The 19,159-nt window shown below is 33.4% G+C and carries 13 protein-coding genes and 2 tRNA genes; 8 read left to right on the forward strand and 7 right to left on the reverse strand.

Annotated features, from left to right (window positions below; genetic code table 11):
* Positions 1 to 83: 83 nt before the first annotated feature.
* The 3 genes from ACFS3A_RS15705 to mutS all read right to left on the reverse strand — a co-directional run bounded on the left by ACFS3A_RS15705 (position 84) and on the right by mutS (position 3,026).
* Positions 84 to 169: transfer RNA gene (locus ACFS3A_RS15705), tRNA-Leu, on the reverse strand.
* Between the two features lie 14 nt (positions 170 to 183).
* Positions 184 to 256: transfer RNA gene (locus tag ACFS3A_RS15710), tRNA-Gly, on the reverse strand.
* A 163-nt stretch (positions 257 to 419) separates the two neighbouring features.
* Entirely contained in the window at positions 420 to 3,026 is a 2,607-nt protein-coding gene (gene mutS, locus ACFS3A_RS15715; protein ID WP_379826510.1) for a DNA mismatch repair protein MutS, read from the reverse strand.
* A gap of 156 nt (positions 3,027 to 3,182) precedes the next feature.
* On the opposite strand from mutS, the gene ACFS3A_RS15720 reads away from it, so the two are divergent.
* From ACFS3A_RS15720 to ACFS3A_RS15730, 3 genes are all read left to right on the forward strand, one after another.
* On the forward strand, positions 3,183 to 3,614 hold the full coding sequence (locus ACFS3A_RS15720; RefSeq protein ID WP_294780077.1) for a DUF1573 domain-containing protein: 432 nt from the start codon (positions 3,183 to 3,185) through the stop codon (positions 3,612 to 3,614).
* Positions 3,615 to 3,692: 78 nt separating this feature from the next.
* On the forward strand, positions 3,693 to 4,235 hold the full coding sequence (locus ACFS3A_RS15725) for an RNA methyltransferase (protein WP_379826511.1): 543 nt from the start codon (positions 3,693 to 3,695) through the stop codon (positions 4,233 to 4,235).
* A gap of 106 nt (positions 4,236 to 4,341) precedes the next feature.
* A complete protein-coding gene (locus ACFS3A_RS15730; RefSeq protein ID WP_379826512.1) occupies positions 4,342 to 7,323 on the forward strand; it encodes an Ig-like domain-containing protein in 2,982 nt (993 codons plus the stop codon).
* 70 nt (positions 7,324 to 7,393) lie between these two features.
* Here ACFS3A_RS15730 and folK read toward each other — a convergent pair whose 3' ends face one another.
* A complete protein-coding gene (gene folK / locus ACFS3A_RS15735) occupies positions 7,394 to 8,527 on the reverse strand; it encodes a 2-amino-4-hydroxy-6-hydroxymethyldihydropteridine diphosphokinase (protein ID WP_379826513.1) in 1,134 nt (377 codons plus the stop codon).
* 138 nt (positions 8,528 to 8,665) lie between these two features.
* On the opposite strand from folK, the gene sppA reads away from it, so the two are divergent.
* The 3 genes from sppA to ACFS3A_RS15750 all read left to right on the forward strand — a co-directional run bounded on the left by sppA (position 8,666) and on the right by ACFS3A_RS15750 (position 14,156).
* Positions 8,666 to 10,423 (forward strand): signal peptide peptidase SppA, encoded by a 1,758-nt coding sequence (gene sppA, locus ACFS3A_RS15740; protein WP_379826514.1) that lies wholly within the window; start codon positions 8,666 to 8,668, stop codon positions 10,421 to 10,423.
* A gap of 7 nt (positions 10,424 to 10,430) precedes the next feature.
* Positions 10,431 to 11,381: an alpha/beta hydrolase family protein gene (locus ACFS3A_RS15745; protein WP_379826515.1), complete on the forward strand. Its 951-nt coding sequence runs from the start codon at positions 10,431 to 10,433 to the stop codon at positions 11,379 to 11,381.
* A gap of 171 nt (positions 11,382 to 11,552) precedes the next feature.
* Positions 11,553 to 14,156, forward strand: a complete 2,604-nt coding sequence (locus ACFS3A_RS15750) for an AsmA-like C-terminal region-containing protein (protein WP_379826516.1) — start codon at positions 11,553 to 11,555, stop codon at positions 14,154 to 14,156.
* A gap of 135 nt (positions 14,157 to 14,291) precedes the next feature.
* Here ACFS3A_RS15750 and ACFS3A_RS15755 read toward each other — a convergent pair whose 3' ends face one another.
* Together ACFS3A_RS15755 and ACFS3A_RS15760 are read right to left on the reverse strand one after the other, a co-directional pair.
* On the reverse strand, positions 14,292 to 15,338 hold the full coding sequence (locus ACFS3A_RS15755; protein ID WP_379826517.1) for a glycosyltransferase family 9 protein: 1,047 nt from the start codon (positions 15,336 to 15,338) through the stop codon (positions 14,292 to 14,294).
* A 165-nt stretch (positions 15,339 to 15,503) separates the two neighbouring features.
* On the reverse strand, positions 15,504 to 16,298 hold the full coding sequence (locus ACFS3A_RS15760; RefSeq protein WP_379826518.1) for a DUF2797 domain-containing protein: 795 nt from the start codon (positions 16,296 to 16,298) through the stop codon (positions 15,504 to 15,506).
* A gap of 240 nt (positions 16,299 to 16,538) precedes the next feature.
* Between ACFS3A_RS15760 and ACFS3A_RS15765 the strand changes: the two genes are divergently transcribed.
* Positions 16,539 to 18,062 carry a GH3 auxin-responsive promoter family protein gene (locus ACFS3A_RS15765; protein ID WP_379826519.1) on the forward strand — a complete coding sequence of 508 codons (1,524 nt, stop codon included), beginning with the start codon at positions 16,539 to 16,541 and terminating at the stop codon, positions 18,060 to 18,062.
* Between the two features lie 32 nt (positions 18,063 to 18,094).
* Positions 18,095 to 18,334, forward strand: coding sequence for a redox-active disulfide protein 2 (locus ACFS3A_RS15770; protein WP_179001517.1), 240 nt, complete (start codon positions 18,095 to 18,097; stop codon positions 18,332 to 18,334).
* Between the two features lie 266 nt (positions 18,335 to 18,600).
* Here the strand turns inward: ACFS3A_RS15770 and ACFS3A_RS15775 are convergent, their stop codons facing one another.
* Complete coding sequence (locus tag ACFS3A_RS15775) at positions 18,601 to 19,158, reverse strand: hypothetical protein (protein WP_379826520.1); 558 nt, start codon at positions 19,156 to 19,158, stop codon at positions 18,601 to 18,603.
* Position 19,159 lies beyond the last annotated feature (1 nt).

Below are 19,159 nucleotides of genomic sequence, written 5' to 3' on the forward strand. Positions count from 1 at the left end.
GAGATTCTAATAAATTTACTACGTAAATTTATTACCTGCAAGTCTGCAAATAAAAAAAGCCTCTTCAAAAGAAGAGGCTTTAGTACTCAGAGCGGGACTTGAACCCGCACGAACATTGCTGTTCACTGGATTTTAAGTCCAGCGTGTCTACCAATTTCACCATCCGAGCATTATATGGTTTTGAGCGAAAAACGGGGCTCGAACCCGCGACCTCGACCTTGGCAAGGTCGCGCTCTACCAACTGAGCTATTTTCGCATTTCAAGTTTTATTAAGAACTCTACAACACTTGATTTGTTTTGTATTGCGAGTGCAAATTTAGGACATTTATTCAATTAAACAAGTGTTTTTCTAAAAAAAATCCACTTATTTTTATAACATTCTGATAACCTAAACTTTAAACTTGAAAAAATTTTGAAATTTATTTTTTGACCAGCATTCTTTTGATTTCATTGAGTTTCATCAATGCTTCAACTGGTGTAATAGCATTAATATCCAGATTTAAAATCTCTTCTTTTATCTCTTCCAACAAAGGATCATCCAAATTAAAGAAACTCATCTGCATTTCATCATTTGCCGATTTAATTCCATTTAGAGCATCACTGGAATGATTCTTCTCCAGCTTCTTTAAAAGTTTCTGCGCTTTAGAAATTACCAATTGAGGCATTCCCGCCATTTTTGCTACGTGAATTCCAAAACTGTGTGCACTTCCGCCTTTTACCAGCTTTCTAACAAAAAGAACCGTATCTTTTAACTCTTTTACCGCCACATTGAAATTCTGAATTCTCGGCATCGATTCTGTCATTTCATTCAGCTCATGATAATGCGTTGCAAAAAGTGTTTTCGCTCTTCCCGGATGCTCATGAATAAATTCAGCAATTGCCCAGGCAATCGAGATTCCATCATACGTACTGGTTCCTCTTCCAATCTCGTCTAACAACACCAAACTTCTGTCTGAAATGTTATTCAAAATTGAAGCTGTTTCATTCATTTCTACCATAAAAGTAGATTCGCCCATCGAAATATTATCTGAAGCTCCTACTCTGGTAAAAATTTTATCTACAATTCCCATCCTAACACTATCAGCAGGAACAAAACTTCCCATTTGAGCCAAAAGTACAATCAAAGCCGTTTGTCTTAAAATAGCCGACTTACCCGACATGTTTGGCCCGGTAATCATAATAATCTGCTGCGCTTCTCTATCCAGAAAAACATCATTGGCAATATAAGGAGTTCCAACCGGTAATTGTTTTTCGATTACAGGATGTCTTCCATTTTTAATATCTAATTCAAAAGTATCATCAATTTCAGGGCATACATATTGATTTTCTACTGCCATTTGTGTAAACGAACACAAACAATCCAATTGCGCAACCAAATATGCATTCATTTGAACAGGCTTGATATAGGTAGAAATCCAGGCTACTAATTGTTCAAAAAGTTCGCTTTCTATTTTATAAATCTTTTCTTCAGCACCCAGAATTTTGGTTTCATATTCTTTCAATTCTTCCGTAATGTATCGCTCAGCATTTACCAAAGTCTGCTTACGAATCCATTCTTCCGGAACTTTATCTTTATGCGTATTTCGAACTTCAATATAATACCCAAAAACATTATTAAATGAAATTTTCAAAGAAGAAATTCCCGTTCTTTCCGACTCTCTTTTTTCAATTCCTTCTAAAAATTCTTTTCCTGAAGTTGAAATCGCACGCAGTTCGTCCAATTCTTCATTTACTCCTGCTGCTATTGCATTTCCTTTAGAGATCGCAACAGGCGCATCCTGATTTAAAGTGTTTTTTATTTTTTCACGAAGTAACTCACATGCATGTAAACTATCCCCAATCACCTTCACTGCTTCCTGCGGACTTTCGAGTGCAATTGTTTTAATTGGAATAATTGCATCCAGAGATTCTTTTAAATAAACCACTTCACGTGGCGATACTTTTCCTGCTGCAATTTTAGAAATCAAACGCTCCAAGTCTGAAATCTGCTTAATCTGATATTGAATATTATGCAGAATTTCAGGATTTGATTTTAGATACGAAACTACTTCATGTCGGCTTTTTACTTTGTTAGCATCTTTTAAAGGCAAAGCCAGCCAGCGTTTTAGCAAACGTCCTCCCATTGGAGAAAGTGTTTTATCTATAACATCTAAAAGCGTAACTGCATTTGGATTATAGCTGTGATACAATTCCAGATTTCGAATCGTAAAACGATCCATCCACACATACGCATCTTCTGCGATACGTTGAATTGCTGTAATATGCTGTACACGATTATGCTGAGTTTCCGACAAGTAATACAAAATAGCTCCGGAAGCAACAATTCCTTCTTTCAATTCCTCAACTCCAAATCCTTTTAATGAATTCGTCTGAAAATGCTTCGTCAGCGTTTCTAATGCATAATCTTCTTTATAAATCCAGTCTTCTAAATAAAAACTATGAAAATCTTCCCCAAAAGCATTTTTAAAATCACTTTTATTATGCTTTGGTACCAAAACCTCACTCGGATTAAAATTCTGCAATAATTTATCAATATATTCAGCGTTTCCTTGTGCAGTCAAAAACTCTCCTGTTGAAACATCTAAAAAAGAAATCCCTATATTTTTATTGGAAAAATAAACAGAAGCCAAAAAGTTGTTTGACTTCGAATGCAACACCTCGTCATTCAAAGAAACTCCCGGAGTCACAAGTTCCGTAACCCCTCTTTTTACAATTGTTTTAGTCATTTTTGGATCTTCAAGCTGATCACAAATCGCCACTCGAAGTCCGGCTTTGACTAATTTTGGCAGATAAGTGTTAACAGAATGATGTGGAAAACCTGCAAGTGCAGTTTCTGTATCAGATCCCGCACCTCTTTTAGTCAATGTTATCCCTAAAATTTTAGAAGCTCTAATGGCGTCTTCTCCAAAGGTTTCATAAAAATCTCCTACTCTGAAAAGCAGACATGCATCAGGATATTTAGCCTTGATTTCGTTGTACTGTTTCATTAAAGGTGTTTCTTTCACCACTTTCTCTTTAGCTGCCAAATTATTATATTTTAAATGAAAAATTAAGACAGCGAATTTAGGATTTTTTGGCGGCATATTGAAAACTTCAAAAATTAAAATATTTTAAGATTTTTTTAGTTTGCAGTTGAAGTTTTTTATATAGCTTTGTTTATCATTTAAAAAAAGACCCTTAAGATGAAAAAAATAATTTTATTCGCTATGTTAGCTGTAGCTGGTATTACAGCTACTAATGCACAAACAACTAAAAAAGCTAAGGCTGCTAAAGTTGCTAAAGTTGAAGGAGCAGGAATGGCTTTTGAAACTGAAACTATTGATTACGGAACTATCGCTCACAACGCTGATGGAAAACGTGAATTTGTTTTTGTAAACAACGGAACTAAACCATTAATCATTACTAACACTCAAGGATCTTGCGGATGTACTGTTCCAACTACTCCAAAAGAGCCAATTGCACCAGGTGCTAAAGGTGTTATCGGCGTAAAATATGCTACTGACAGAGTTGGTGCTTTTACAAAAACGGTAACTGTTACTTCTAATGCTGAAGGACAGCCTACAAAAATCCTTACAATTAAAGGTACTGTTTTACCAGATCCAGTAAAAAGCTAATCTGAAAAAACATTTAAAATAAATCGAAAAAGCTTCCTTATCTTTGGAAGCTTTTTTTATGACTACAATTTAACAACAATGAGAAAACTCGAAAACAGCGAACTGGACCGTAAATCTATTGAAGATTTTAAGAAATCTGAAAAAACACCTTTAATATTAGTTTTAGACGATATTCGAAGTCTTCACAATATTGGTTCTGTTTTTAGAACCGCAGACGCGTTTTTGATTGAAAAGATAATTTTATGCGGTATTACTGCAACTCCTCCAAACAAAGAAATTCATAAAACTGCCTTAGGAGCAACTGAAACTGTAGCCTGGGAGCATCACGAAAATGTACTTGAAGTTATTGAAAACTTAAAGAAGGAAAATGTACTTACCATGGCAATTGAGCAGGTTGAAAGTTCTGTATTTCTTCAGGATTTTAAAATTAAAAAAGACCAAAAATATGCTTTGGTTTTCGGAAATGAAGTATATGGAGTAGCACAAGAAGCCGTAGCAATATGTGATGGCTGTATTGAGATTCCACAGCTTGGAACCAAACACTCCCTCAACATTGCAGTTAGCGCCGGAATTGTAGTTTGGGATTTATTTCAAAAAATAAATTGGCCAAATAATAACTAAAAGGCATTTTCCTTAAAAAATTGTGATTTTAAGATTATTTTTGCGCTTAAAATGTTATAAGTGTAAATATATTTTTTTATTATTATAAAATTGATACTTTTATAAAATGAAAAGTATTAATTTCTTAAAAATATCAATTTTATCTTTTTTCCTGCTTTCGAGTTTTTTGGGAGTCGCCCAACAATATACTACAATTCCGGATCCGAAATTTGAACAGGCTTTAATTGATTTTGGAATTGACACAAACCCTGTTATTGATGGCAGGGTCTTAACGTCAAATGTTACTGGAGTAATTTCTTTAAATGTTTCCAGCAAAGGATGTACAAATTTAACCGGCTTACAAGATTTTACTTCCTTACAAGAATTATACTGTCTTCAGAATGCTTTAACTACTTTAGATATCTCACAAAATACAGCTCTTGTTAAATTAAGCTGTGGCCTTAATATGCTTACCGGTTTAAATACTTCCAGCAACACCGCCTTAAAAGAACTGGATTGCCAAAAGAATAGAATAACCAGTTTGGATCTTTCTAACAATACTGCTTTAACAATACTGTATTGCAATGAAAACCAATTAACCAATTTAGATGTTTCTAAAAGTCCACAACTTAATTTTTTAGAGTGTGAACAAAATCAAATTGTAAACCTGAATGTTTCTGTGAATCCCGCTTTAATTCATTTAAGCTGCAACAATAATCAAATTACAAGTCTCAATATTCGTTCGAGTACACTTCTAACTAATTTAGAAGCTAACCACAATAATTTATCGAGTTTAGATGTTTCTAACAACCCTGCTTTAATCAATATTTATTGTAACAACAATCAAATAACCGAACTAGATTTTACCAAAAATCCAGCAATTCAACGTTTATACTGCGATAATAATCAGCTTACTAAATTAGATTTAAGAAACGGAAAAAACACTTCTCTTTCTATTGGTGCTTTTCAAAGAAATTCTTCCCTTAAATGTATTGACGTTGATAACGAGATTTATTCTATGACGAATTGGTCTACCTACAAAGACGCCACTAGTTCCTACTCAAATGATTGCAATAAAGTCATTTACAGCATACCAGAATTAAACGCAACAGGAGATCAAACCTATTGTCCTGGCTCTGAAATCAAGATAGTGGAAACATTTTCAATTACCCACGACCTAAATGAAACAGGAACATCAGCTGGTTATATTCAAATTTCTTCTGGCTACTCTAGCGGAGATCAGCTTATGCTTTCAAATCCAACCTTGTATCCAACAATTACTACACAATGGGATGCTATTGCTGGAAAACTAACAATTACAAAATCAGACGGAAGCGAGATTTTATACTCAGACTTAGAATTAATTATAAAAGACATTGTGTTTTCAAATTCTTCTCCAACAATATCTGGTGTAAAAACTTTTTCAATAACAATTGGAAAAGCTAATTATTTAGCTTCTACAGGACACTTTTATGTATACATTCCCACGGTTGGTATTAGATGGACAACTGCAAAAGCGGAAGCAGAGACCCTTACATATTATGGGCTTAAAGGGTATTTAGCTACCATCTTATCTGCAGACGAAGCGAAATTAATTGGAGAACAAGCCTCGGGAACAGGATGGATTGGCGGAAGTGATGCCGAAACTGAAGGTGTTTGGAAGTGGGTAACTGGTCCCGAAGCAGGAACAATTTTCTGGAATGGAGGACCAAATGGTTCAACTCCAAATTTTGCTTTTTGGAATACCGGAGAACCCAACAACCAAGGCGATGAAGATTATGCTCATATCACACAGCCCGGCGTAGGAATTAGAGGTTCCTGGAATGATTTATCAAATACAGGATCAACAGTTTCCGGAGATAACTATCAACCAAAAGGATATGTTGTGGAGTTCGGAGGAATGCCTGGAGAAGCTCCGATTAAAATTGCGGCCAGTACTCAAATCACAATTCCGGTTGCAACACCTGCCGCAGACCCAAGTCCGCTTTGTGATTCCGGAAGTTTTACTCTTAGTGCAACAGCAACAGCCGGCGCCACAATTAGGTGGTTTGATGCTCCAACAGGAGGAAATTTACTTGGAACAGGAACTACTTACACTACACCAATCATCAATACAACCACTATATATTATGTTGATGCCGGTTGTGAAGCAAATAGAAAATCTCTAACTGCCATTATTAATATTACTCCAAATACACCAGTTGCTGAAAAAAACACTTATTCTAACTGTGGCCCCGGAACCGTAACCATTAGAGCAACCTCAAATATTGGAAACATTAACTGGTTTTTAACTGAAACTGGTGGAAACAGTATATTTGCAGGAAATACTTTTACAACTCCCACAATTTCATCCAATACAATTTATTATGCTGAAGCTTCAAACAATGGCTGTATTGCCCCAAACAGAACTCCGATAAACATTATTATCTATACCCCTCCTGTTGTTACTGATGAGAATTTAACGCTATGTCAATCTCAGGACCTAATCTTAGATGCCGGAATTTCAGGAATGAATTATGTTTGGTCAAATGGAGCCACAACTCAAACTACCACAGTCAATTCTGCAGGAACTTATACTGTAAAAGTAACAAGCCCGGATCCTCAAAACTGCTCAAGTACAAAGACAATTGTCGTTGAAGAACATAAAATCCCTCAAATCGACCGTATCGTTGTGGAAGGAACAAGAGCTATTGTTTATCCTGTAAAAGAAGAAGACTATTATGAATATTCTGTAGATGGCATAAACTACCAGGATTCTTTTGTTTTTCATGACTTACCGGCTGGACTTCAAACTGCATATGCACGCGAAAAAAGTGGATGCGGACAAGTTAGCAAACCGTTTGTAGTACTTGTTTTTCCTCCATTTTTTACTCCGAACAACGATACATTTAATGATGTCTGGGAAGTAAGCGGCATGGAGAATTACCCTCAGGCAGAAGTCACTATTTTTGACCGTTACGGAAAATTAATTGCGCAATTAAGCAGATCAAAAATGAGCTGGGACGGAACTTTAAATCAAGTTCCACTTCCTGCTTCGGATTATTGGTATGCATTAAAAGTTGATGATACAATGCCTGTTTTAAGAGGACATTTTACTTTAAAACGATAATTTTAATTTGAGAATGTGATAATATGGAAATTAGATAATTCCTTAAAATGGAAAAATTCTAATTAACATATTATCTCATTTTGCTTTTAATTTCATTTAAGATAAAAATATAATCTTCGTGTCTTTTCACAAAATCACGATCAGAGACATCAATGATCAAAACATTTAAATCTGCCTGCGATTTGATGTATTCCAAATAACCATTATTGATTTTTTCTAAATATGAGGCTTCAATGTTTTGCTCGTAATTACGACCGCGTTTTTTAATGTTTTGTAAAAGCCGTTCTGTGTTTTGATATAAATACACATACAAATCAGGCTTTGGCATTTCTTTGTAGATAATATCAAACAGATTTCTGTACAAACGATATTCATCTTCCTGCAAAGTTATCTTAGCAAAAATCAGCGATTTAAAAATATGATAATCGGCTACAATAAAATCTTTAAATAAATCAAACTGAGCCAAATCATCAGATAATTGTTGATAACGATCGGCCAGAAAAGACATTTCCAACGGAAAAGCATACCTGTTCTGATCTTTATAAAACTTAGGCAGAAACGGATTATCTGCAAATCGTTCCAGTACTGTTTTAGCATTAAAATCTTCTGCAATTTTATGTACTAAAGTCGTTTTTCCTGCGCCAATATTCCCTTCAAAAGAAATATAATTAAATTGGTTTAAAGGAATTTCGTCAAGCGGATTTTCTAAATCCTGAATTATACTACAAACACTTTCGTCTGGAGTAACCGCAATTAATTCTGGTATTGTTTTATGCAAAACAGGATGTTTCCAATTTAATTTTAAATCCTGCATTGGAAGCAAAACGAAATTTCTGTTCTGCATTAAGGGATGTGGTACCTGAAGTTTCTCCGAATTGATAATTTCATCATCAAAGGCAATTAAATCAACGTCTATAATTCTGGATTGATACCCTGTTTGATTAGAGCGGATTCGTCCTAATTCTTTTTCAACCTTTAAAACCTGATTGAGTATTTTTTGCGCTGAAGAATTGGTATGCAACAATAATGCACAATTATAAAAAGCATCACTCTCAAAACCCCAGGCAGGAGTTTCGTAAAGTTTGGAAACCTGAATGACAGTACCTACATTTTGATGAATTAAATCAATACAATTTTGGATATTTTCTAGTCTGCTGCCCTGGTTGCTGCCTATCGATAAAACGACTTGATGCTGTAATTTCATAATTAATGCAAATTAACTAAAACTATTTTAGAATTAACCAATATATTTGTGAAACGACGTCTCGGATTGAATTACAACTCCAGAAGTCTATTTTGTAACATTTTGTCCTTTTTTGATACTTATAAAAAAAATATACAAATGAAATTTTTAGGAAATGTACTTGCCACAGTAATTGGAATTTTTGTATTTATGATGCTTTTCTTTTTTGGAGTCGTCTTTATTGCAGCACTTTTTGGTGGAGACGACAAGGTTTCTGTCAAATCAGATTCAGTGATTGAATTGAATTTAAAAGAAATCAAAAACGATTATGCCGGAAAATATAAAGATCCCTGGGTTACTGCTTTCTCTGATAAAAAAGGAATTGGTTTAACAGATGTTATCAATGCTATTGAAGCAGCAAAAAAAGACGACAACATCAAAGGAATTTCGATCTTAAACGATGAATCTTCTCTTGGTCTTGCTCAATACAAAGATTTAAGAAACGCACTTGAAAACTTTAAAAAATCAGGAAAATTTGTCTGGGCTTATGCCAATACTTATTCGCAAAAAGAATATTATTTAACTTCTGTTGCCAACACAATTTATATCAATCCAGCAGGAGATCTGGATTTTAAAGGTCTTTCTTCTGAAGTGATGTTCTTTAAAGATTTTCAGGATAAATCGGGAATTCGAATGGAAGTAATCCGCCACGGAAAATATAAAAGTGCTGTTGAGCCTTTCTTGGAAAACAAAATGAGTGATGCCAACAGAGAGCAAGTTACCGCACTTTTAAACTCCATTTGGACTACGGTTTCTACAGACATTTCAAAAAGCAGAAATATTCCGCTTCCAAAACTAAACGAAATTGCAAATGGTCTTTTAGCCCGAACTCCTGAAATGGCAAAACAACAACACTTAGTTGATATTATTGCTTATGAAGATGTTTATCACGATGCCATCAGGAAAGCTTTAAAAGTAGAAAAAGACGAAGACTATAACAAAATTTCAATTTTAGATTATACACAAAATAACGTTACAACAGCTTTAACAAATACAGCAAGTGACCAAATAGCAATTATTTATGCTCAGGGTCAAATTACAGGTGGCGAAGGTGATGTGAATACGATTGGAGAAGGCTCTATGCGTCGTTCTTTGCAGGAAGCGAGAAAAAATGATGATGTAAAAGCTATTGTTCTGAGAATTGATAGTCCTGGAGGAAGTGCCCTAACTTCTGATTTAATATGGAGAGAAATTGAAATCACTAAAAAAGTAAAACCAATCGTAGTTTCTATGGGAAATTACGCTGCATCGGGAGGTTATTATATTGCCTGCAATGCAAACAAAATATTCGCTGAAAACAATACTATCACAGGATCTATTGGAGTTTTTGGAATTCTTCCAAATTTCAGCCCTTTAGCTAATAAATTAGGAATCAATTCTGAGCAGGTTAAAACCCATGAGAATTCCGCAAATTATAGTCCGTTTGTACCAATTGACGAAAAGTTTAAAGCCTTTACTTTAGAGGGAGTTGAGAAAATTTACAACACTTTTGTAAGCCATGTTGCAGAAGGACGTAAAATGACTTTCGAACAAGTTGACGCTATTGCACAAGGTAGGGTTTGGTCTGGAACTGAAGCTTTAAAATTAGGGTTAGTGGATAAAATTGGCGGTTTAAACGATGCTATTGCAGAAGCTGCTAAGATTGCTAAAATCAAAAAATACAGTACTCAGAATTATCCGGAATACGAAAAAACTTTTAACGATTTAATTTCTGGTCTTCCTTTTGCAAAATCTAAAGAAACTTTTATAAAAGAAGAAATTGGAGAAGAAAACTACATGCTTATCGAGCAGGTTAAGAAATTTCAAAAACAAAAAGGAGTTCAGGCAATAATTCCTTACGGAATCAATATTTATTAATTGAAAGATGAACAAAATAATCCTTTTTTTAACGGTTTTGTTTTTGAGTGTTTTAAATGCTCAAACTAAAAAAGAACTTCCTTTTAAAGAAGCTCCGGCAATTTTAAAAATAAATAATGACCAAATATTTGGTACACTGACGACTCCGGATTTGACCAAAAAATATCCGGTTGCCTTAATCATTGCGGGTTCAGGACCAACAGACAGAAATGGCAATAATGCCATTATGAAAAACAATTCCCTGAAAATGCTGGCAGAAGCTCTTGCAAAAAATGGAATTGCATCACTGCGATACGATAAAAGAGGAATTGGAGAAAGTAAACCTGCAGGAGGAGATTCTGAAAGCAGTCTGGTATTTGAAAACTATATTCAGGATGCCAAAAGCTGGATTAATTTTTTAAGACAAGACAAACGTTTCTCAAAAGTAATTGTAATTGGACACAGCGAAGGTTCTTTAATTGGAATGATTGCCGGTGCTAAAGCGGATAAATTTGTTTCGATTGCCGGCGTGGGTGACACAGCCGATAAAATCATAAAAACTCAAATTGGCGCAAGATCAATGAAACAACTGGAAGATATGACATTTCCGATTATCGACAGTTTAAAAAACGGATTTACAGTAAAAAAAGTTGACCCAATGCTGAATTCACTTTTCAGACCAAGCATTCAGCCTTATTTAATTTCCTGGTTTAAATACAATCCACAAACGGAAATAAAAAAACTCACTATTCCGATTTTGATTTTACAGGGAAATAATGATTTACAGGTTTCTGTTAAAGATGCTGAAAATTTAGCCGAAGCCAATAAAAATGCAGAAAAGATGATTATTGAGAAAATGAATCACATCATGAAAATTGTTGAAGGTGATCAAAGTGCTAATATGGCAAGTTATAACAATGATACACTTCCGATATCGGAAACACTTATTGAAAAGATCGTTTCATTTATTCACAAGTAATAAAATAAAAAAGACTTTAAATCCGTTTGAAACTATTTCAGGCGGATTTTTTTATTCAACAAAACAAGTATTATTCTTACATTTTAAGAAAACTTTATCTTCGCACTCTCCCAAAAAAAACTATTTTTGCATGAGTCGATTTTAAAAAATTAAACCCTCAAATCTAATTATATGCTAAAGAAAGTTTTAAAAATAAGTGCCATTGTAATTGTGGTATTTGTTGCTGCATTATTTGCCATTCCGTATTTCTTTAAAGATCAGATAAAAGCCAAAATTGCCGAAGCGATTAATGAAAGTGTTGATGCTAAAGTAAGTTTTAAAGATGCTGATTTAAGTTTATTTAAGAATTTTCCAAATGCAACTGTCGGAATCGAGAAACTTGTGATTATAAACAAGGCTCCTTTTGAAGGTGATACATTGGTTTCTTTGGGAGAATTAAATTTAAAAATGAGTGTTAAAGAACTTTTCAAAGGAAAAGAAGAGCCTTTAAGTATTCAGGGAATTAGTTCTACAAACGGATTAGTTAATATCATTTTTAATAAAGATGGTGTTGGAAACTTCGACATTGCATTAAAAGACAAAAAAGAAGAAAAGAAAGACGAAGAGAGTAAACCGCTTTCTTTAAAAATTCAAAATTATAAAATCGAAAATTTTACTTTCAGATATATCGATCAGGGTTCTAAAATCAAAATGGTCATTGACAGTTTAAATCACGAAGGAACCGGAGATTTTACCAATTCCAAATTAGATTTGACTACAAAGTCTACGGCTAAAGTTTCTTTGGATATGGATAAAATGAATTACATGAAAAATGTAAAACTGACTTTAGATGCTGTTCTTGGAATTGATTTGGACCAAAGCAAATATACTTTTAAAGAAAACAAAGCTTTAATCAATCAACTTCCTTTAGAATTTGACGGATTTATCCAAATGGCTGAAAACAAACAAATTTATGATTTGAAGTTTAAGACTCCTACTTCATCGTTTACAAATTTCCTAGGCTTAATTCCATCTGCTTATGCTTCAAGTCTAGATGGCGTAAAAACTACCGGAGACTTTACTGTAAATGGTTTTGCAAAAGGAGAATTGACGGAAACAACTGTTCCAAAATTTAATATCGAAATTGCATCCAACAATGCTTCTTTCCAATATCCTAACCTACCAAAATCGGTTCAGAATATTGTAATTGATACTAAAATCATCAACGAGACAGGAATCCTAAATGATACTTACGTCAACTTAGATAAACTTTCATTCAGAATTGACCAAGATGTTTTTAATGCTAAAGCGAATATCAAAAACATCACTGTAAATCCTATTGTAGATGCGGCTTTGAAAGGAACAATCAATTTGGCTAATCTTTCAAAAGCCTATCCAATTAAAATGGATAAACCGCTTGCTGGTATTTTGAAAGCAGATGTAACGACTAATTTTGATATGGCTTCTGTAGAAAAAAGTCAATACCAAAACATCAAAAATGCCGGTACAATGAGTTTATCAGGATTTAAATATACAGATGAAAACAATAAATCTATGAACATCAGCACCGCATTGGTGGAGTTTAATCCGAGCAAAATCAACCTAAAACAGTTTGATGCTACAACCGGAAAAAGCGACATCAGCATTAATGGAGTTTTGGAGAATTTCTATGGTTTTTTGTTTAAAAAACAAGAATTAAGAGGGAATTTCAATATGAGTTCGAATCAATTGGCTGTTGATGATTTTATGACTGCCGGAGAACCTGCAAAAGAAGAAACCAAAACCGCAGCAAAACCAGCTGAAGCAATGAAGATTCCTGCATTCTTAAACTGTACTTTAAATGCAAAAGCAACAACGGTTTTATACGACAATTTAAAACTAAAAGATGTTTCCGGAAGATTGTTGATTAAAGATGAAAAAGCAACTTTAGAAAACTTTAAAACCAATATTTTCGGAGGATCGATAGGTCTTAACGGAGCGGTTTCTACCAAAGAAAAAGTACCGACTTTTGACATGAATCTTGGATTTAATCAGGTTGATATTGCACAGACTTTTACGCAATTGGATATGATGAAAAAGATTGCTCCAATTGCTGGAATTATCAATGGAAAACTAAATTCAACTATTAAGTTAAACGGAAATTTAGATGCCAAAGAATTAACTCCAGATTTAAAATCGATTTCCGGAGATTTGATTGGGCAATTACTTTCAACTACTGTAAATTCGAGCAACTCTACTTTACTTACTGCACTAAGCTCAAACGTTAAGTTTATTGATCTGAATAAAGTAAATCTAAATGATATCAAAGCAGCATTAACTTTTGACAATGGAAAGGTTAATGTAAAACCTTTTGATATCAAATATCAGGATATAAAAGTAACTGTTGGCGGTACTCATGGCTTTGATCAAACTATGAATTACAGTCTAAAATTTGATGTTCCTGCTAAATATTTAGGAACAGAAGCCAACAATTTAATTGCTAAATTATCTCCTGCAGATGCAGCCAAACTGGATAATATTCCGATTAATGCTTCTTTGACAGGGAATTTTTCAAATCCAAAAATCAGTACTGATATGAAAACTGCTGTTAGCAATCTAACAACACAATTGGTTAATCAGCAGAAAGAAAAACTGACACAAAAAGGGACTGCAGCGCTTACGGATTTAATCAACAAAAATACAAAAGCTAAAGACACAACTCAGGCTGCTAAAACAGAAAAAGAACAAAAGACGCAAGAAGTTACTAAGAAAGCCAGTGATTTGCTGAATGGTCTTTTTAAGAAAAAGAATCCTTAAATTTATAAGATGCTATCCCGATAACTATCGGGACTAAGATACTGAGACACTAAGTTTTTTAGAACTAACTTCAATAAAAAATCCTGTTCTTGATTTCTCTTGAACAGGATTTTTCTTTTATTTTATTTTAAAATTCTATTTATCCAGAATGTTACTTATGGCTTTAATAAAATCTGAAATACCTAAAATATTTGTATCCAAAGCCTTGCTACCGTTTCCGTAAGGTTCGTATTTTTTAATATTTGAACCTGAAAACAAACCTAAAGTTGGTGCTTTAGACGCACTTGCCAAATGCATAATTCCACTGTCTGCACCTATAAAAACATCTACGTTTGCCAGAACAGAACCAATTTCGCGAACATCCTTACTGTAAAAAGTGGGGGCCTGAAAATTGATTTGAGAAACATTTTCTACGGGCAAAACTTCAAAAATATTTTCGTTTGGAAATTCTTTTTTTAATTCCGCATAAAAGGGTTCCCACCAATCCGGATTATAGCATTTTTCGCCCGTTGCATAGGTAAAGATTGCGATTGATCTTTTATTAGAATCAATTATATTGTTCAGGATGTTTTTTCCATTTTCAATTTCTTTTCCTGATAATTTTAAATCTATTAAAGCTACAGGTTCTTTTTTTTCTTCTATTCCGAATTGACTTAAATAATGCCTAAAATTATAAACAGGGTATTTTGCAATATGTTCATAATCTGCATGTTCGACAATAACATTTTCAGGCAAATCTCCAAAGAATTTATATTTAGCACTTGAAAACTTAACTCCAAGTCTTCCTGATGACGAATTCTGATCAACATTTATTGCAATGTCGTAGTTCTGTTTTTTGATTAAAGTCCAGACTTTAAAGTATTTGATTAATTCTTTAAAAGGTTTTTTAGGCAGTGGGATAATTTTATCGATATTATCATAATTTTCAAAAACAATTGGAGCAACAAACCCTTTTACAAACACATCAATTTTACAATCCGGGAAAGTTTTAGTCACTTCTTCAATCAAAGGAGTAATTAAAAGCATATTTCCTAAGCGACCATTTGGTCTACAAATTAAAACTTTTTTAATTCTGGTTTTATCAATGGGCTCACTATTATTAATGCCTGAATTGCCAACATTCCTGGTTAATTTCTGCATTAGTGAACGCCTAAAAGCATTAACTTTTTTTTTGCTGCTCATGTGGTATTTGTTTGAGGTATTTGTTTTTTGAAAATTAAACTTGCTTCAACACATCAAAGCTATAATTATTCATCAACTAATTAACACAAAACCACAAAATAAATTGTAAATTTTAAATTAAAATAACTTTATAGCAAAAAAACATAACAATTTGCTAATAAAACCTTACACGTTTATTTCAACAACATATCCTTCTGAGCCTCTTACATTAAATACTGTCCCACTTTCAAATAACAAATATTGTCCTTTAATTCCAGTTAATTTACCGCTAAAAGAAGGCGTTTTATCAAGATTTAAGCTATTTACTTTTGTAGGATAACTTAAAACAGGATATTGCAAATCAAACAAATCATTTTTTTGAGAGTAAAAATATTCTTTAACCTCATCCGGAATTAAACTTTCGATTTTTACTTTTTCTGCAACCAGATCAAAAACCTCAACCGAATTCTGCAACATTTTTCTCCAATTGGTTTTATCAGTATAGTGGTCTTTTAAAGCGACTTCAGTAATTCCTGCCAAATATCGATTAGGAACTTCAACAACAGCAATTGCCTGAGAAGCGCCCTGATCTATCCAGCGCGTTGGAACCTGCGTTTTACGGGTTACACCTACTTTTATTTCACAAGCTGATGCTAAATAAACAATATGTGGCTGAAGCTGTACTTTTGATTCGTAATCTAAATCTCGGTCTGCAATTCCCAGGTGCGCTGTACTTAATTCTGGTCTCATAATCCAATCCCCAACTGCCGGACTAGAGTAAAAACAATCGTAACAAAAACCTTGTCTATATATTTTTTTCTTTTTACCGCAATTCAAACATTGAAATCCAACAAAATTGATTTCGATTTCTTTATCCAGTAATTGATTCACGTTTAGAAAACTATCTTCAAAAACTAAATAATATTGAATTGGACTTCCCAATTCGGTTTGCATTTTTGTCAGGACACCTTGATATTGCATTGCTCTTTTTATTTATATTGCTGATTTAGATGAATCAAAAGAATTAAAGTTTTTAGTGTTAAAATTCGACCTTATTAGTAGAATCTTTGTCTCAAATCGAATTGTTTTTTACAAAAAAATACTATTTTTGATATGACGGCAAAGTTACTATTTGTCGCTCGATATTCAAATTTTAAGTTTTTTGTTTTACATGGATTGTGAGATTTAAAACCTGAAATCAGTAATCTAAAAATCAAATTCATGCCTTTATCCATAATCAATTCGTTTGCCTCCTGGGTTCTTAAACAAAGGATTCATCAAATAGAGCTTTTTTTAAAATACCCAAATGAAGTTCAGGAAGAATTATTGCACAATTTATTGACGGCATCCGAAAATACGATTATTGGAAAAAAATATGAATTTTCGACAATTAGCTCTTATCAGACCTTTGCCGAAAGAGTACCTATTGCTACTTACGAAGAATTACAACCTCTTATCGAGCGTACCCGTTTAGGCGAGCAAAACGTTTTTTGGGAAACTCCTATTAAATGGTTTGCCAAATCCAGCGGTACAACAAACGCTAAGAGTAAATTTATTCCTGTTAGTAATGAAGCTTTGGAAGATTGTCATTATAAAGGAAGTAAAGATTTATTATGTCTTTATTTGAACAATAACGAAGATTCTGAGTTGTTTTTAGGAAAAAGTCTTCGCTTAGGCGGAAGTTCTCAGATTTATGAAAATAACAATACTTTCTTTGGAGATTTATCGGCAATTTTAATTGAAAACATGCCAATCTGGGCGGAATTCAGCAGTACGCCAAGCAGTAAAACTTCGTTAATGAGCGAATGGGAAACTAAAATGACGGCGATTATTAATGAAACTAAAAATGAAAATGTAACCAGTTTTGCAGGAGTTCCGTCCTGGATGCTGGTTTTAATGAATAAAGTTTTAGAAAACACAGGCAAACAAAGTCTATTGGAAATTTGGCCAAATCTTGAAGTTTATTTTCATGGAGGCGTGAGTTTTTCTCCTTACAAAGAGCAATACAAGAAAATTTTACCAAGTAAAGATTTCAAATACTATGAAATTTATAATGCTTCTGAAGGCTTTTTCGCTATTCAGGATTTGAATAATTCCAGTGATTTATTATTGATGCTGGATTACGGAATTTTCTACGAATTTATTCCAATGGATACTTTTGGAACTCCAAATCAAAAAGTAATTCGTTTAGCCGATGTTGAACTGAATAAAAACTACGCGATTGTCATTACGACAAATTCTGGTTTGTGGCGTTATTTAATTGGCGATACCGTTCGTTTTACTTCGTTGAATCCTTATCGAATTAGAGTTACGGGAAGAACCAAACATCATATTAATGTTTTTGGCGAAGAATTAATGGTCGAAAATACTGATCAGGCCATTGCAAAAGCGTGTCAGGTAACTCAAACGGAAGTTATTGATTATACGGTTGCTCCAATTTTTATGCAGGACAAAGAAAAAGGCGCTCACGAATGGATGATCGAATTCAAGAAAAAACCGGCTGATGTTGGTCTTTTCCAAAAAGTTCTGGACGAAACATTACAGACTTTAAACTCCGATTACGAAGCGAAACGCTACAATAATATGACTTTGAATCCGCTGGTAATTAACGTAGCCAGAGAAAATCTTTTTTATGACTGGCTAAAAGAAAGAGATAAATTAGGCGGACAGCATAAAATTCCTAGACTTTCTAACCAAAGAGATTATTTGGAACAGTTGAAAGAAATGCAACCAACCAAAATATAAATTTTATCCAAATCCGAACAAAACCAACCAAAATGAAAAAGAAGTTCAACGAAATGACTAGCGAAGAACTAGTTAAAACACAGAAATCATTAAAGACTGTCACCTATTTATTTGGTGTTATTTTACTTCTTTTATTTGGTCTTAACATCTTTCTTATTGCCAATAAAGGTTTCAGCGCCTCCAATGTAATTCCGATTGCATTGCTTCCTATTTTTATTTTGAATATGAATACTTTGAAGGAAATTAAAAAGGAATTGGAGTCTAGAAATTAGCAGTAACAACTTCTTAAAAAATAATATTCTTGAATTGCCACTAGCTTTAGTTAGTGATTAAAAGAGTATCAAATATTTATGGGCTTTAGTCGAATTTTTACCCTGTGTGTTCATTTTGGCTAAAGCCTATTTTTATCTTTATTATTTTATTCCTCAAGCTAAGGCAGGAGGCTATTCAATGAAAAATTATTTGCCATTCTTTTTTTAAGCTTTAAAAAGAAATTCAATCATTTTTTCTGCAATGTTTAAATGACAACAGCCCTACTCTATTTAGTTAAGTCCGCAATAAACAATTTACCTGGAAATCCTATCTCAAGATTTTTATAGTTTTCTTTCTCCATTTCGCAATAGAAATTAAAGCCTAATTCCAACATTAGGTTTTGCATATAAGTATTTTCATTGTATGCATGTCCTGTCGCATATTGTATATTGTTTTTTTTACAAATGTCCAATGCTAATGATACAAAATCATATTGCAGTCTTTTAAAGCGAAAGTTGATATTCCGAACTCCTCTGCCTATTAAGGAAAAATTTGAGATTGGGAATTGTCCTTTTTTATCAATTCCAACATAAGGATAATTATTCAAGCTATCAAAAAATGTTACTCTGCAGGCACTCATAATTTTGTTACTATCAGCATATGTTGCGATTAGATGTATACTATCGTTGTCAAATTCATCTGTAAATCCTTCAGGATATTTTTGATGGTTTATAATATTTGAACTCAAAGATGCTTCCCAAGCTTCTACACGCAATTTGTAAATTTCATTAAGTCTTGACTTGTCTGTCAAAATTGAAATAGAATAATTGTTTTGGTGTTTCATG

The sequence above is a fragment of the Flavobacterium notoginsengisoli genome (assembly GCF_042686225.1).
Lineage (GTDB): Bacteria > Bacteroidota > Bacteroidia > Flavobacteriales > Flavobacteriaceae > Flavobacterium > Flavobacterium notoginsengisoli.